General features: G+C 61.7%; 12 protein-coding genes and 3 pseudogenes. 9 read left to right on the forward strand and 6 right to left on the reverse strand.

Annotated elements, in window-relative coordinates; translation table 11 throughout:
• Positions 1–58: 58 nt before the first annotated feature.
• Positions 59–1,348, reverse strand: a pseudogene (locus DXT77_RS30410) (HAMP domain-containing protein); the annotation flags it as partial.
• A gap of 314 nt (positions 1,349–1,662) precedes the next feature.
• On the opposite strand from DXT77_RS30410, the gene DXT77_RS17040 reads away from it, so the two are divergent.
• From DXT77_RS17040 to DXT77_RS30420, 3 genes and pseudogenes are all read left to right on the forward strand, one after another.
• Positions 1,663–2,982: a Na+/H+ antiporter family protein gene (locus tag DXT77_RS17040; RefSeq protein ID WP_119428502.1), complete on the forward strand. Its 1,320-nt coding sequence runs from the start codon at positions 1,663–1,665 to the stop codon at positions 2,980–2,982.
• A gap of 195 nt (positions 2,983–3,177) precedes the next feature.
• Positions 3,178–3,954 (forward strand): annotated as a pseudogene (locus DXT77_RS30415) (cache domain-containing protein); the annotation flags it as partial.
• Between the two features lie 312 nt (positions 3,955–4,266).
• A pseudogene (locus DXT77_RS30420) lies at positions 4,267–4,860 on the forward strand (methyl-accepting chemotaxis protein); the annotation flags it as partial.
• A 21-nt stretch (positions 4,861–4,881) separates the two neighbouring features.
• Here the strand turns inward: DXT77_RS30420 and DXT77_RS17050 are convergent.
• Positions 4,882–5,817: a LysR family transcriptional regulator gene (locus tag DXT77_RS17050; protein ID WP_119428504.1), complete on the reverse strand. Its 936-nt coding sequence runs from the start codon at positions 5,815–5,817 to the stop codon at positions 4,882–4,884.
• Between the two features lie 111 nt (positions 5,818–5,928).
• Here DXT77_RS17050 and DXT77_RS17055 point away from each other — a divergent pair, with 111 nt between their 5' ends.
• From DXT77_RS17055 to DXT77_RS17065, 3 genes are all read left to right on the forward strand, one after another.
• Positions 5,929–6,417 carry a DMT family transporter gene (locus DXT77_RS17055; protein WP_119428505.1) on the forward strand — a complete coding sequence of 163 codons (489 nt, stop codon included), beginning with the start codon at positions 5,929–5,931 and terminating at the stop codon, positions 6,415–6,417.
• A 4-nt stretch (positions 6,418–6,421) separates the two neighbouring features.
• Entirely contained in the window at positions 6,422–6,877 is a 456-nt protein-coding gene (locus DXT77_RS17060; RefSeq protein WP_119428506.1) for a DMT family transporter, read from the forward strand.
• Positions 6,878–6,946: 69 nt separating this feature from the next.
• Positions 6,947–7,114, forward strand: a complete 168-nt coding sequence (locus tag DXT77_RS17065; RefSeq protein WP_082302398.1) for a metallothionein — start codon at positions 6,947–6,949, stop codon at positions 7,112–7,114.
• A gap of 23 nt (positions 7,115–7,137) precedes the next feature.
• Here DXT77_RS17065 and DXT77_RS17070 read toward each other — a convergent pair whose 3' ends face one another.
• Together DXT77_RS17070 and DXT77_RS17075 are read right to left on the reverse strand one after the other, a co-directional pair.
• The gene (locus DXT77_RS17070; RefSeq protein WP_119428507.1) at positions 7,138–7,410 is read right to left on the reverse strand and encodes a hypothetical protein; all 273 of its coding nucleotides are present in this window, start codon (positions 7,408–7,410) and stop codon (positions 7,138–7,140) included.
• Between the two features lie 38 nt (positions 7,411–7,448).
• Positions 7,449–7,676: a DUF6555 family protein gene (locus tag DXT77_RS17075; RefSeq protein ID WP_064597962.1), complete on the reverse strand. Its 228-nt coding sequence runs from the start codon at positions 7,674–7,676 to the stop codon at positions 7,449–7,451.
• Between the two features lie 137 nt (positions 7,677–7,813).
• On the opposite strand from DXT77_RS17075, the gene DXT77_RS17080 reads away from it, so the two are divergent.
• The 3 genes from DXT77_RS17080 to DXT77_RS17090 all read left to right on the forward strand — a co-directional run bounded on the left by DXT77_RS17080 (position 7,814) and on the right by DXT77_RS17090 (position 9,991).
• Positions 7,814–8,590 (forward strand): helix-turn-helix domain-containing protein, encoded by a 777-nt coding sequence (locus tag DXT77_RS17080; RefSeq protein WP_119428508.1) that lies wholly within the window; start codon positions 7,814–7,816, stop codon positions 8,588–8,590.
• Between the two features lie 240 nt (positions 8,591–8,830).
• Positions 8,831–9,004, forward strand: coding sequence for a DUF1427 family protein (locus tag DXT77_RS17085; protein WP_085712525.1), 174 nt, complete (start codon positions 8,831–8,833; stop codon positions 9,002–9,004).
• A gap of 30 nt (positions 9,005–9,034) precedes the next feature.
• A complete protein-coding gene (locus tag DXT77_RS17090) occupies positions 9,035–9,991 on the forward strand; it encodes a zinc-binding alcohol dehydrogenase family protein (RefSeq protein WP_119428509.1) in 957 nt (318 codons plus the stop codon).
• Between the two features lie 3 nt (positions 9,992–9,994).
• On the opposite strand, the gene DXT77_RS17095 is transcribed toward DXT77_RS17090, so the two are convergent.
• Both DXT77_RS17095 and DXT77_RS17100 read right to left on the reverse strand, forming a co-directional pair.
• Positions 9,995–11,017, reverse strand: a complete 1,023-nt coding sequence (locus DXT77_RS17095; RefSeq protein ID WP_119428510.1) for a purine nucleoside permease — start codon at positions 11,015–11,017, stop codon at positions 9,995–9,997.
• A gap of 14 nt (positions 11,018–11,031) precedes the next feature.
• Entirely contained in the window at positions 11,032–11,991 is a 960-nt protein-coding gene (locus DXT77_RS17100; RefSeq protein WP_119428511.1) for a nucleoside-specific channel-forming protein Tsx, read from the reverse strand.
• Positions 11,992–12,200 lie beyond the last annotated feature (209 nt).

Genomic DNA, 12,200 nt, shown 5'->3' on the forward strand with positions numbered 1-12,200 from the left:
TGTTGCGCGCATCCTGCACCGAGCGTTTCACCTCGGCGATGATCGGTTGCAGCTTGTCGAGGAAGCGGTTGAACCAACCGGCCAGTTGGCCGAGTTCGTCTTTCTTGTCATAGGCCAGACGGCGGGTCAGGTCGCCTTCGCCGCTGGCGATGTCTTCCAGCATGTGCGCCACGCCGAGAATCGGCTTGGTCACGCTGCGTGCCATCAGCCACACCAGCAGCAGGCCGAGCAGTGCCGCAAGCACGCCCAGACTCAATTCGATCAGGGTGCCGGAGGTGTTGCTGGCATCCAGTTGTTGCTTGAGCGCTTCGGCGCGACTCACCAGCACTTTCTCCGGCACATCGAGCAGCACGCCCCACGACGGACCACCGGGAATCGGCTGGAACGGCGACAGCACTTTCAGCTGCGCATTGCTGTGCAGGCTGCTGACGGTTTTGCTCGAAGCGAGCAGGCGCAACAGTTCGGCGCCGCTGGTGGTGTCCACGGCATCCAGGCGTTGGCTGAGTTTATTGGCGTCCGGGCTGTAACCGGCGAGCAGGCCGGCGGGACTGATGATGCTCACGGCGGTCTGGCCGTCATAGAGCTTTTTGCTGGCGCCCTGGCTGATTGCCTGCAGGCTGTTGAGGTTGATGTCCACCGACAGCGAGGCGATGACTTTGCCGTTGACCATCAGCGGGAACACGATGCTGGTCATCAGCACCTTTTGCCCGTCGATCACATAGAAGTACGGCTCGATCACGCACGGCTTGAGCGTGGTGCGCGGGCAGGTGAACCAGGCGTTGGCGGCCTGGCCGCTGGGGCCGGTGCTGGTGTCGGCCATGTCGCTTTCCGGCAGCGCCATCGAGGTCACTTTGCCCGGCGTCGGCTGCGACCAGTACAGGGCGAAGCGGCCCTTGTCGTTGCTGCCTAATTCACTTTGCCCGGCGAACAGCTCGTCCTTGCCGTCCAGTGCATTGGCTTCGAACACCAGCGACAGGCCGAGCAGTTCCGGGTTGGCCTGCAACGCCGATTTCACCTGACGGGTCATGTCTTCGCGCAGGTCGAAGGCATCGAGAAAGCGCTTCTCGGCCTGTTCGCGCAGGAACAGCACCTGACGCGAAAAGCCGTGGCCATATTGATAGGCGTCCATGAACTGCTGGCGAATGCCCGCGGCCTGAACTTCGCCCTGGGATTCGATGCGCGCCTGGGCCGATTCGGTGAGCATCTCCATGCTGGAGGCTTTGACCAGTTCGGAACTGTGCTCCATGCGATACAGCGAAAGACCCACCAACAGGGTCACGATACCGGCCAGGCAGAGGCCGGCGAGCAGGGTGATTTTCCATTGGATGGAAAGTTGTCTGAGCGACATGGAGACGTCCTTATTCGATAAATATCTGAGACTTTGCACTGTAACGGCCGTGTTTCGCCTTTCTTTATGGCGCAAACGCAATATGACGAATTGACGCACTTTGTGGCCGATATGCCGTTTTCGCCGGTTTGATCATGGAAAGTTACACAGTGTCGCGACCGGTCGCTTTGACACTGTGCGCGCTCTGCGGCACAGTGCGCGCCCTTCTAATAAGACCCTCTATGCAAATCCGCTGGCGACCTTCGTGGCTTGCCGGCCGGACTCATCCTGTCTGGCGGTGAACGGCTTTACCGTCGTGTTTTTGAGGTAGTGAAATGAATGCAGTGATTGCTGCGGTCGGCGTCATGCTGATCCTCAGCCTGTCCCGGGTGCATGTGGTGATCGCGTTGATCGTCGGTGCGCTGGTCGGTGGCCTGACCGGCGGCCTGGGCATCGACGCCACGCTCAAGGCCTTCAACAGTGGCCTGGGCGGCGGGGCGACGGTGGCGTTGTCCTACGCGTTGCTCGGCGCTTTCGCCGTGGCGATTGCCAAGTCCGGCCTGGCCCATGCGCTGGCCGACAAGGCCCTGGCGATGGTCGATCGTCAGCACGCATCCGGTGGCGGCAGCGTCAAATGGCTGCTGATCGGCCTGCTGTGGGTGGTGGCGATTGCTTCGCAGAACATCCTGCCGATCCACATTGCGTTCATTCCATTGCTGGTGCCGCCGCTTCTATATGTGCTGACCAAACTGCAGCTGGATCGCCGGCTGATCGCCTGCGTCATGACCTTCGGCCTGATCACGCCGTACATGGTGTTTCCGGTGGGTTTCGGCAACATCTTCCTCAACCAGATCCTGCTGGCCAACGTCAGCAAGGCCGGCGTCGACATCAGCCAGGTCAACGTGATGCATGCGATGGCCATTCCGGCGGCGGGCATGGTGTTTGGTTTGTTGATGGCGGTGTTCTTCAGCTACCGCAAAAAGCGTATCTATGATCTGGAGAAGATCGAGCAGGTTGAACAAGTCACCGTCGCCTACAACCCGATGACCATCGGCATCGCCGGCCTGGCGATCGCCGCAGCCTTCATTATTCAGTTGCTGCTGGATTCGATGATTATCGGGGCGCTGGCCGGGTTCCTGATTTTCTCGGCGTCGGGCATCGTCAAGTGGCGCGAGACTGACGGCCTGTTCACCGAAGGCATGAAAATGATGGCGATGATCGGTTTCATCATGATCGCCGCCTCGGGTTTTGCCGAAGTGCTGAAGGCCACCGGCGAGGTGCGCACGCTGGTCGAAAGCGCGGCGGCGCAGATCGATCACAGCAAGGCCATTGGCGCGCTGCTGATGCTGCTGGTGGGGCTGATGGTGACCATCGGTATCGGATCGTCCTTCTCCACGGTGCCGATCCTTGCGGCGATTTTCGTGCCGCTGTGCGTGCAGCTGGGTTTCAGCCCGATGGCGATCGTCTGTATCGTCGGCACTGCCGGGGCCCTGGGTGACACCGGCTCGCCGGCCTCGGACTCGACCCTCGGCCCGACCTCCGGCCTGAACATCGACGGCCAGCATCACCACATCTGGGACACCGTGGTTCCGACCTTCCTGCACTACAACCTGCCGTTGCTGGCGGCCGGCTGGATGGCCGCAATGGTCTTGTAACACCCCAAATCCCCCTGTGGGAGCCAGCCTGCTGGCGATAAAGCCGGATCAGTCAGCACATTTGGCGACTGATACACCTCTATCGCCAGCAGGCTGGCTCCCACAGGGAATAGGGTCAGGACTCAGCTCAACTTTTGCTTTCGCGTGCCGTTAACGCCTTTAACCACGCCAATAAAACCAAAAGAGTGAGCCCCCATGCGCCTGAGTCTCAAGGCTAAAGTCCTGTCCCTTGCCGTCCTCCCGGTCTTGCTCTTTGCGCTGGTGATCAGCCTGACCACGCTGTTCATTCTCCAGGAGCAGGCGCACAAGGAAGTCGAACAGACCCGCGAACGCCTGCTCGGCGACGCCAAGGCCACTCTGGCCAGTTATGTCGCCGTGGCCATGACCACCATCAAACCGCTGTACGACGCTGCCGCCCCCGGTGACACCGACGCACGGGCGCAGGTGATCAAGCTGTTGTCGGGCATCAAGTACGGCAAGGACGGCTACTTCTTCGGCTACGATTCCGAGACCGTGCGTCTGTTCAAGTCCACCGATCCCGAAGGCGTGGGCAAAAGCTTCAAGGACAACCGCGACCCGAACGGCGTCTACGTCAACCGCGACCTGGTGAAAGTGGCGAAGGACGGTACTCACTACCTGCAATACAGTTCGCCGCTGCCGGGCAATGCGCAAGTGCTGGTGCCGAAACTCGGCTACACCGAATACCTGGCGAAGTGGGACATGGCGGTCGGTACATCGGTCAACCTCGACGGCATCGAGGCGCAAGTGGCGCTGGTCCAGGCCCAGGTTCAGGAGCGCATGGAAGGCGTGGTGCTGAGCATCGTCGGCGTGGCGGTGGTCGTGCTGCTGGTGATCGCGGTGGCGGGGCTGGTGCTGGCTAATACCATTCTGCGGCCGCTGAATCTGATGAAAGCCAATCTTGACGACATCGCGGCAGGCGAGGGCGACCTGACCCGGCGCCTGACCATCACCAGTCAGGACGAACTCGGCGAACTGGCCGGCTCGTTCAACCGCTTCGTCGACAAGATCCACGGTCTGGTGCGGCAGATCACCGAGATGACCACACAACTGACCGGGCTGGTGACGCAAGTCTCGGATCAGGCCCAGCGTTCCGATCAGGCCATGGAGCGCCAGCGTCACGAGACCGATCAGGTGGCGACGGCGATCAACGAAATGTCCGCCGCCGCGCAAGAAGTCGCCAAGAGCGCACAGAACGCCGCCGTCGCCGCGCAGCAGACCGACGAAGAAGGCCAGACCGCCAAACGCGTGGTGGCCGGCAGCATCAAGCAGATTCATGCGCTGGTGGACGACATCCGCAGCAGCGGTGTGTCCCTCGACAGCCTGCAGCAGGACGTGTCGTCGATTGTCGGCGTGCTCGGGGTGATCCGCTCGATTGCCGAGCAGACCAACCTGCTGGCGCTCAACGCCGCGATCGAAGCAGCCCGGGCCGGTGAGGCCGGGCGCGGGTTTGCGGTGGTGGCGGACGAGGTGCGGGCGCTGGCGTCGCGCACGCAGATCAGCACTCAGGAAATTCAGGGGATGATCGACCGCTTGCAGGCGGGCACGCAGTCGGCGGTTGAAGCGATGCGCCGGTCCAGCGAGGCGGGTGACGGCACGTCGGCCCAGGCCAATCAGGCGGGGGCGTCGCTGGATGCCATGGCGGATCTGATTGCGACCATCAACTCAATGAACGCGCAGATCGCCAGTGCTGCCGAAGAGCAGACCGCCGTGGCGGAAGAGATCAACCGCAGCGTGCATCAGATTGCGGTGGCCGTGGACAACGTGGCGGATGAGACACAGTTGGGGGCGCAGACTTCGCGCAGTCTGGCGGATCTTGGGCAGCGGCTGGGCAAGCTGGTCGGGCAGTTCCGTATCTGATGGCGTTGCCGGGGCAGGCCGTCAGGGTCTGTCCCAATACGGCACCTCGCCAAAACACTCGAGAAAGAAATCAATCACCGTCCGCACCTTCACCGACAACCGCCGGCTCCCCGGCCACAGCACCGCAATCTGCTGCGGCTCCACACTGTTCGATACCTGATACTCCCCCAGCACCGGCACCAGCGTGCCCTCACGCACCGCCTCGCCAATCAGCCATGACGGAAACATCACCAGCCCCAAGCCCTGTTCGGCGGCCTGGGTCAGGGTGTCGGCGTGGTTGCCGGTGATCGGGCCTTTGACCGAGTACGGCGTCCACTCGCCCTGATCCTGACGGAAAAACCAGCGCTGTTGTCCGGTCGCGCCCTTGTACGCCAGGCACTGATGGCGGGCGAGATCTTCAGGATGCTGCGGCGTGCCGAAACGCTTGAGATAGGCCGGGCTGGCCGCGACCTGAAACCGGTGCGGCGCGAGGATCCGTGCCTGCATGCTCGAATCGTGCAACGGGCCGATGCGGAACAGCAGGTCGGCGCCTTCCTGCAGCGGGTCGATGTAGTGGTCGGTCTGCTGGATATCCAGTTGCAGCTTCGGATAGCGCTCGCACAAGCGGCCCAGCCATGGCGTCAGGTGGCGCTGGCCGAACACCACCGGGGCGTTGATCCGCACCAGCCCGGTGGGCTCGCTTTGCTGTTCCTGCAACGCCTGTTCGGCTTCCTCCAGTTGCACCAGCACCAGCCGTGCATGGTGGCCGAGCATGCGCCCGGCTTCGGTCGGCGTGACTGCGCGGGTGTGGCGGTAGAGCAGTTGCTGGTTCAGCGCCTGTTCCATCAACTGGATCTGTCGGGAAATCGAGGAGGGCGCCACACCTTCGCGGCGGGCGACTTCGGAAAAACTGCCGTGGTCGAGCACCGCTACAAACAGCCTTAGCGCCTTGAATCCCAGTTCGTTCAGCCCATGCATCGTCGTTCCTGCTGTGCGAGTTACGCAAAAGTATTGTCAGGATGCTCCCATTTATCGCACAGCTGCGCCAGCCGATAATCCGCGCCATCGTTTCCTTGAGAGGTTTTTTGAATGCAGTCGTTTGAGGAAGTGAGTGCCGCGCCGGCCCCGGTCGCCCGGCCGGGCTTGCGTTTGTTGCTGTTGCCGCTGGTGATTCTGGCCGGCATGGGTTTGTCGGTGGAGGCGGGGTTGCTGGGGCCGTTGGGTGAGCAGGTCGGGCATTTGTGGGCGACCTTGAGCATCTTCGGGGTCGGGTCGGCGATTCTGTTTTTGCTGTTGCTGTTTGCGGGGCCACAGAAGGGGCCGGCGCTGACGGATCTGCCGCGCTGGCAGTTGATCGGCGGGTTTCTGGGGCCGATGTATGTGGTGGTGCTGACGCTGGCGACGCCGCATATCGGGATTGCGATGACCATGATTGCGATTCTGTCGGGGCAGGTTGGCAAGAGTGTGCTGATTGACCATTTCGGCTGGTTTGGCGCTACGCGCAAGAAGGTCAACGGCGAGCGCTGGCTGGCGCTGGGGTTGATTGTGGCGGCACTGGTTTTGATCGCGCGGGGTTGATGAGATGAGTCTGGTGATTTTGCTGGCGGTGGTGGTGTTGGCCGGTGCGGTGTTGAGTGTGCAGGCGGCGATCAACGGGCGGTTGGGGGAGACCGTTGGGGTGTTGCGCAGCAGTTTGTTGACGTTTGTGGTGGGGGCGGTTTCGACCGGATTGCTGATTCTGTTTTTTGAGCCTGCTCAGGCGGTGAGTTTGCTGGAGGTGCCGAAGTGGCAGCTCAGCGGTGCTTTGTTTGGCGTGGTTTACATGATGGTGATGGTCGGTGCGGTGCCGCGTGTCGGTACGGCTGTGGCTACGGTGGCGGTGATTGTCGGGCAGCTTGGAATGGGGATGCTGATCGATAACTTTGGGTGGCTGGGTAACCCTGCCATCGAGCTGTCGGGCGCGCGGATTCTGGCGATGGCCTGTCTGGGGCTGGCGCTGGTATTCATGTATCGGAGCAGCGTGCGGCAGGCGGACTGACAGCTTCTACACTGGTGGTACGGCCTGGTCTTCAGGCCTCAGACAACCACTACCGAAGGAGTCTGTCCCATGCCAGATAGAAAATGCGATTGCCCGGGCTGTAATTGCAAGATCAAGGAAGGCGACCATTCTTATGTGGCACACGGCAAGCACTATTGCTGCGAAGCCTGTGCGCATCACCATAAGGGCGGCGAAGAATGTTCCGGCAAGGGATGCCACTGCGCGCATCCGAAGTAACGGAAGGCATGAAAACGTGGAGCCTAGTCAGGCTCCACTTCCAGTTTCAGGCTGTCGTCGTCCAGGCGTTCGATATGGCGGACAGTACCTTGCAGCCGACGGCCTTCAACGTTGACGACGATGGTCTTGGCCTTTTCAAGGTCTTCCGGCAAGGGGGCCGGGACGCGCAGGGCGAAGCGGTAGGGATCGTTTTCGACAGGTTCCAGGCCAACCGAGCAATCGACGCTTTTGGTGAGGCGGCCGAAGAGGGTGTCCAGGCCATAGTCCAGATGCGCCGGGCTGCTGATGGTTGTCATGTGTGTTCCCCCGAAAGAGTCCCCGCCTGCGCGCAAGCTTAGCTTGCCGGTCGCCAGGTGACATTTTCCACGCCGAATTTTTCTGCCATCGGCTTGCTGGTCTTTTGCACTTTCTCCCGGCCGAAGCGCGGGATGCGGCCCACCCCGGCGTCGCAACTCGCCCAGTGCCACGCCTCGGTGTTGTCCATTTTGTCCGACCGGATAATGAACGACTTTGGCGTGCCGTGAAGGGTGTAATCGATGACGTACAGTTTTGCGTTGTTCATAAAGCCATTCTTCCTCCCTGTGGTAATAGAAGGATCGTTGCGCACCGGGAAAATTCACTCGGATTGTCCGACGGTATCTATCAATGGCGAGGAACCGGGCGCACTGGTTACCATGACGCCTTCGCCAACCTTGATGAATGTTCGCCATGGCCCTCGCCGCGCCCCCCGATCTGAGTGATACCGATGTGCCGGTGCAGCCGCTGGCGCGCACCTATCCGCGTGGGTTGTTCATCGAGCCGCACGAGCATGTCTGGGGGCAGTTGCTGTATGCGATGAGCGGGGTCATGTGGGTCGAAACCCCGCACGAGGCGCTGGTGGTGCCGCCGCAGCGGGCGGTGTGGTTGCCGCCGGGGGTGCCCCACGGGATTCGGGTGGTGTCGGATTTGCAGATGCGCAATATCTACCTGCGCCCGGCGCTGGCAGCGACGCTGGATCAGACGGTGCAGGTGATCGAGGTGGGTGGTTTGCTGCGCGAGCTGATCGTCGGGCTGGTGGCGCAGGGTGACAGCGGCGATGCCGAATATTACGAAGCGCTGGTCGGGCTGGCGCTGCTGGAGCTGAAACGCGCAAGGCGTTCACACCTGAAGATCCCGTTGCCGGACGACGCCGACCGGCGGCTGATGAGTCTCTGTCAGGCGGTGATGGCCGCGCCGTCGCTGGACATCCCTTTCGAGCAACATGCCGAGAACGCCGGAGCCAGCGTGCGAACGTTGGCGCGGTTGTTCAAGGAAGGTCTGGGCATGGGCTTCGCCGAGTGGCGGCGGCAGGTGCAATTGGCGACGGCCGTGGCCGAGTTGATCCAGGGCGTGCCGGTCAGCGCGATTGCCCGGGAACTGGGTTATTCGCCGAGCAGTTTCAGCGACATGTTCCGCCGCGAACTGGGTGTCGCTCCCTCGCAATTCACTACGACCTGACACCATAAAACCCATGTGGGAGCGAGCCTGCTCGCGAAGGCGTCATCTCAGTCGATACATTTGCAGCTGAAATACCGCTATCGCGAGCAGGCTCGCTCCCACAGTTTTTTGTGCCATCCACAAATCCAGCGTCTAGAGCCGAACCCTGTGGTTTGGCAGAAATTCAGAAGTCCTTGGCCGGTGCTTTCGCACAGCCTTCCCTAGACTTTGCCCATTCCCTTTATGTGGCGGAGTGATCCCATGAACTACCTGATTTCCCTGGGCATCGGTCTGGGCGTAGGCCTGTTGTATGGCGCGCTGGATTTCCGTTCCCCGGCACCGCCGGCCATCGCGCTGGTCGGCCTGTTGGGCATGCTGGCGGGCGAGCAATTGTGGCCGCTGGGCCGGCAACTGGTCAGCGGCTGGTTGTCCTGAATTTCCTTTTTTCATTCGGTGGATGAACTCATGAAAGCACTGCAATTCGATAAAACCGGCGACCTGTCTTCCCTGCGCTTCGTCGAGGTACCGACGCCTGTACCGGGCGCCGACGAGGTACTGGTGCAGATCAAGGCTGCGGGCCTCAATCCCAGTGACGTGAAGAATGTGCTCGGGCGTTTCCCTTACACCACGTTGCCACGCATTCCCGGTCGGGACTTTGCCGGGGTGGTGGTCGAAGGGCCGCAGGCGTTGATCGGTCAGGAAGTCTGGGGCACCGGGCGCGAGCTGGGTTTTTTCGCCGACGGCTCCCATGCGCAGTTCGTCAAACTGCCGGCCAATGGTGTGGCGCACAAACCTTCGCACCTGAGTTTCACCCAGGCCGCCAGCCTCGGCGTGCCTTACACCACGGCGTGGGATGCGCTGGAGCGCAGTCTGGTGAATGCCGAAACCCGTTTGCTGGTGATCGGTGGCGGGGCGGTGGCGACGGCAGCACTGGCGCTGGCCAAGGTGCGTGGCGCGCAGTTGCTGGCGGCGGCGCGGCGGCCGGAGCAGGTCAAGGATTTGCAGGCGCAGGGTTATCAGACGATCCAGTTGGACAAGCCTGAAGAACTCGGCGCTCAGGTCAACGCGGTGTACCGCGGCGGTGCCGACGTGATTTTCGACACCACCGGGTTCTGGCTGCCTGCTTCAGTGCCAGCGCTGGCACCGTTCGGGCGCATTGCGATCATCGCCGCACCGGTGGACGGCCATGTACAACTGCCGGCGCTGGCCCTGTATCGCAAGGGTGGCTCCGTGGTCGGCATCAACTCCTTGCTTTACGGCGTTGAAGCCTGTGCGGCGATGCTCGAGCAGTTCGGCCGGTTCTTCGACGAAGACTTGCTGCCTCTGCCGCAAGGACTGGTCGAAGCACCGTTGGCCGAAGGACTGGCACGGTATGCCGATGTGAATCAGGGCAGTGGCGACAAGGTCATCCTGATGCCTTGATCCTCAGGCATCAGGGACACCGTGCTCCCACGCCGACCAGTGCTTCAGGATGTCCTGCACCAGCGGATTACCTGCGCGATAGAGGTTTTCCAGGGCCGGGACGAATCCGCCCTGATCGGCGTACTTGAGCAGGTTGTCCACTTCACTGCCGCCCGGCGCCGGGCGGTCGAAGTCGGAGCCGGCGCGCACCACGGCCAGGCGCTGCACGTCCACCAGGCCCTCGCGGCTGGCACGCAGCAAGGCTTCATAGGTGGAGTTGTCTTCCTGTTGGGTGGTGCAGTATTCGCCCTTGTTGTCGGTCAGCAATTTGGTCCAGACCTCGGCGCGTTCGCTCAGGCGGGTGCCGGAGAACCAGGTGTTGCCCGCCAGCGTGTCGCAGCGGGTGACCACCGGCGGCTGATTGGCCGGTGCTGCCGGGTATTTCAGGCGCCACGCCGCCGATTCCTTGCTCTCGCTCAGTTCGACCTTGTGGCTCAGGGCGAAGGCCTTGGCCTGCAGTTTCGGGTTGAGTTCGAAGACTTCGGTCTTGTAGTCCAGCGGTGGTTTTTCGTTCGGGCCTTTGGTGTTGATGCCGAGGTAACCGGTCGGCCAACTCGATGGCGCATCGCGCGAATCCAGTTCCCACTGGGTGCCGAACTCCACCAGATAGTGCGCCCAGGCGGCGGTGCCGATTGTTCCGTGTTTCGGGCTGATGCCGGCAATCCCGGCGATCAGGAAGTAGCTTTTGCGCAGGTCGAATTTCGGCGACAGGGCCAGTGCCAGGGTCGAAGCGGCGGCATTGGTCTGGCCCATGCCGGTGGTCATCAGGCACACCTGCTGTGTGTTGCAGCGGATGACCGGATACTCGGCCGACAGGCCCGGCACACGGATTTCCTGTTTGAGTTCGAGGCGCTCGATCCAGTTTTGCGCCTCCGGGGCGAACATGGTGATCAGCACCACTTTCGGTTGAATCGGCGCCTCGGCCGCCCAGGCTGTGGAGGAGAGCAGGGCCGCAGCGGCCAGTGATACACGCGTCATTGCTTTCATGATGGCTCCTGGATTCAGAACTGATAACCGATGCCGGCGTAGTAACCCCAGCCGTTGGAACGTGCGCGGAAATTGCCGTCGCCGAAGTTCAGCTCGCTGCCGTCTTCCCAGTTGCCGCCGTTGTGGAAATAACGGCCGACCAGGGTGAAACGCAGGTGGGTGAACGAGTACAGCAACACGTTGGTCGCCACCGTGGCATTGGCGGTGCGCGCCGGGTTGTCCTTGTGCAGATCCGAGCCGAAATCGAAGTTGGTGAAACCAATGTAGGTCAGCGAGGCACCGTTGCTGAATTTGTCGATCGGCACGATGTACTTGAGCTGCGCGCGGTAGCCGTCCCACGAATATTCATTGCTGGCGCCGTAGTTTTCCCACTGGTAGCGCCCGTACAGGTTGGCCGACAGGTTGACCCGCGAGTGGGTATCGATGTCGGTACCCAGGCCGCTGTACAGCGTGTTGGCGCGGTTTTCCTTGCGGCTGCCGTGGTCGTAGATCCAGTCGAACGCCACGTACCATTCCTTGAACGGCCCGATGGCCAGGCTGCGGCCGGCGAGGTAGTCGATGGAGATGCGCGGTTCGTGCTCCATGAACACCGGCGAGCCGTGGTCCCACACACCTTTGTCGTGGCTGTTGCCGATGTTGAAGATCTTCGGAATGTCGATGTAGCCGTACAGCTCGAACGGCCCTTTACGCCCGAAGTATTCGTATTCCAGGTAGATATCGTCGGCCGGTTGCGGGCCGAAGCTGATGTCCTTGCTGCCGATCAGCATCAGGTCCTGGTTGTACCAGTCCGACAGGTACGCGCCTTTTTTCGGCGGGCTGGCTTCGGGGCTGAGGGCTTCGCCCTGGGCGGATTCCTCGGGCAAGGCAGGTTGGGCCAGCGCCGTGTGGCTGAGAACTCCGGTAACGCCGGTCAGTAGCAAAGAAACAGCAATGGTGCGCGCACCACGACGGCGGCGGCAGGAAGAAGCGTGCATTCAAAGTCCTTTTTGCGGATCAGGGCCCGGTTTTTCAGGGCTGTACGGTTTTGTTACGAAAATGCGGTCAACAGCGACTCGCAAACGTTTGCACAAGCCGTACCAATTTCCGCAATACCCTGAAAAATCGATCAATTCAGTAGTTTATCTGGCGCTTTGGTCAGGTGCAGGCCTGGCCCGTATCAAGCACCTCAAAACCTTGTTCAGAA

Origin of the sequence: Pseudomonas sp. 91RF, from assembly GCF_003576265.1 — a bacterium.
GTDB classification, from domain to species: Bacteria; Pseudomonadota; Gammaproteobacteria; order Pseudomonadales; family Pseudomonadaceae; genus Aquipseudomonas; species Aquipseudomonas kribbensis.

Excerpts from the sequence above, each read along its gene's own strand:
- DXT77_RS17040 (WP_119428502.1), top strand. The coding sequence starts at position 1,663 with ATGAATGCAGTGATTGCTGCGGTCGGCGTCATGCTGATCCTCAGCCTG.
- DXT77_RS17050 (WP_119428504.1), bottom strand. The coding sequence starts at position 5,817 with ATGCATGGGCTGAACGAACTGGGATTCAAGGCGCTAAGGCTGTTTGTA.
- DXT77_RS17055 (WP_119428505.1), top strand. The coding sequence starts at position 5,929 with ATGCAGTCGTTTGAGGAAGTGAGTGCCGCGCCGGCCCCGGTCGCCCGG.
- DXT77_RS17060 (WP_119428506.1), top strand. The coding sequence starts at position 6,422 with ATGAGTCTGGTGATTTTGCTGGCGGTGGTGGTGTTGGCCGGTGCGGTG.
- DXT77_RS17065 (WP_082302398.1), top strand. The coding sequence starts at position 6,947 with ATGCCAGATAGAAAATGCGATTGCCCGGGCTGTAATTGCAAGATCAAG.
- DXT77_RS17070 (WP_119428507.1), bottom strand. The coding sequence starts at position 7,410 with ATGACAACCATCAGCAGCCCGGCGCATCTGGACTATGGCCTGGACACC.
- DXT77_RS17075 (WP_064597962.1), bottom strand. The coding sequence starts at position 7,676 with ATGAACAACGCAAAACTGTACGTCATCGATTACACCCTTCACGGCACG.
- DXT77_RS17080 (WP_119428508.1), top strand. The coding sequence starts at position 7,814 with ATGTTCGCCATGGCCCTCGCCGCGCCCCCCGATCTGAGTGATACCGAT.
- DXT77_RS17085 (WP_085712525.1), top strand. The coding sequence starts at position 8,831 with ATGAACTACCTGATTTCCCTGGGCATCGGTCTGGGCGTAGGCCTGTTG.
- DXT77_RS17090 (WP_119428509.1), top strand. The coding sequence starts at position 9,035 with ATGAAAGCACTGCAATTCGATAAAACCGGCGACCTGTCTTCCCTGCGC.
- DXT77_RS17095 (WP_119428510.1), bottom strand. The coding sequence starts at position 11,017 with ATGAAAGCAATGACGCGTGTATCACTGGCCGCTGCGGCCCTGCTCTCC.
- DXT77_RS17100 (WP_119428511.1), bottom strand. The coding sequence starts at position 11,991 with ATGCACGCTTCTTCCTGCCGCCGCCGTCGTGGTGCGCGCACCATTGCT.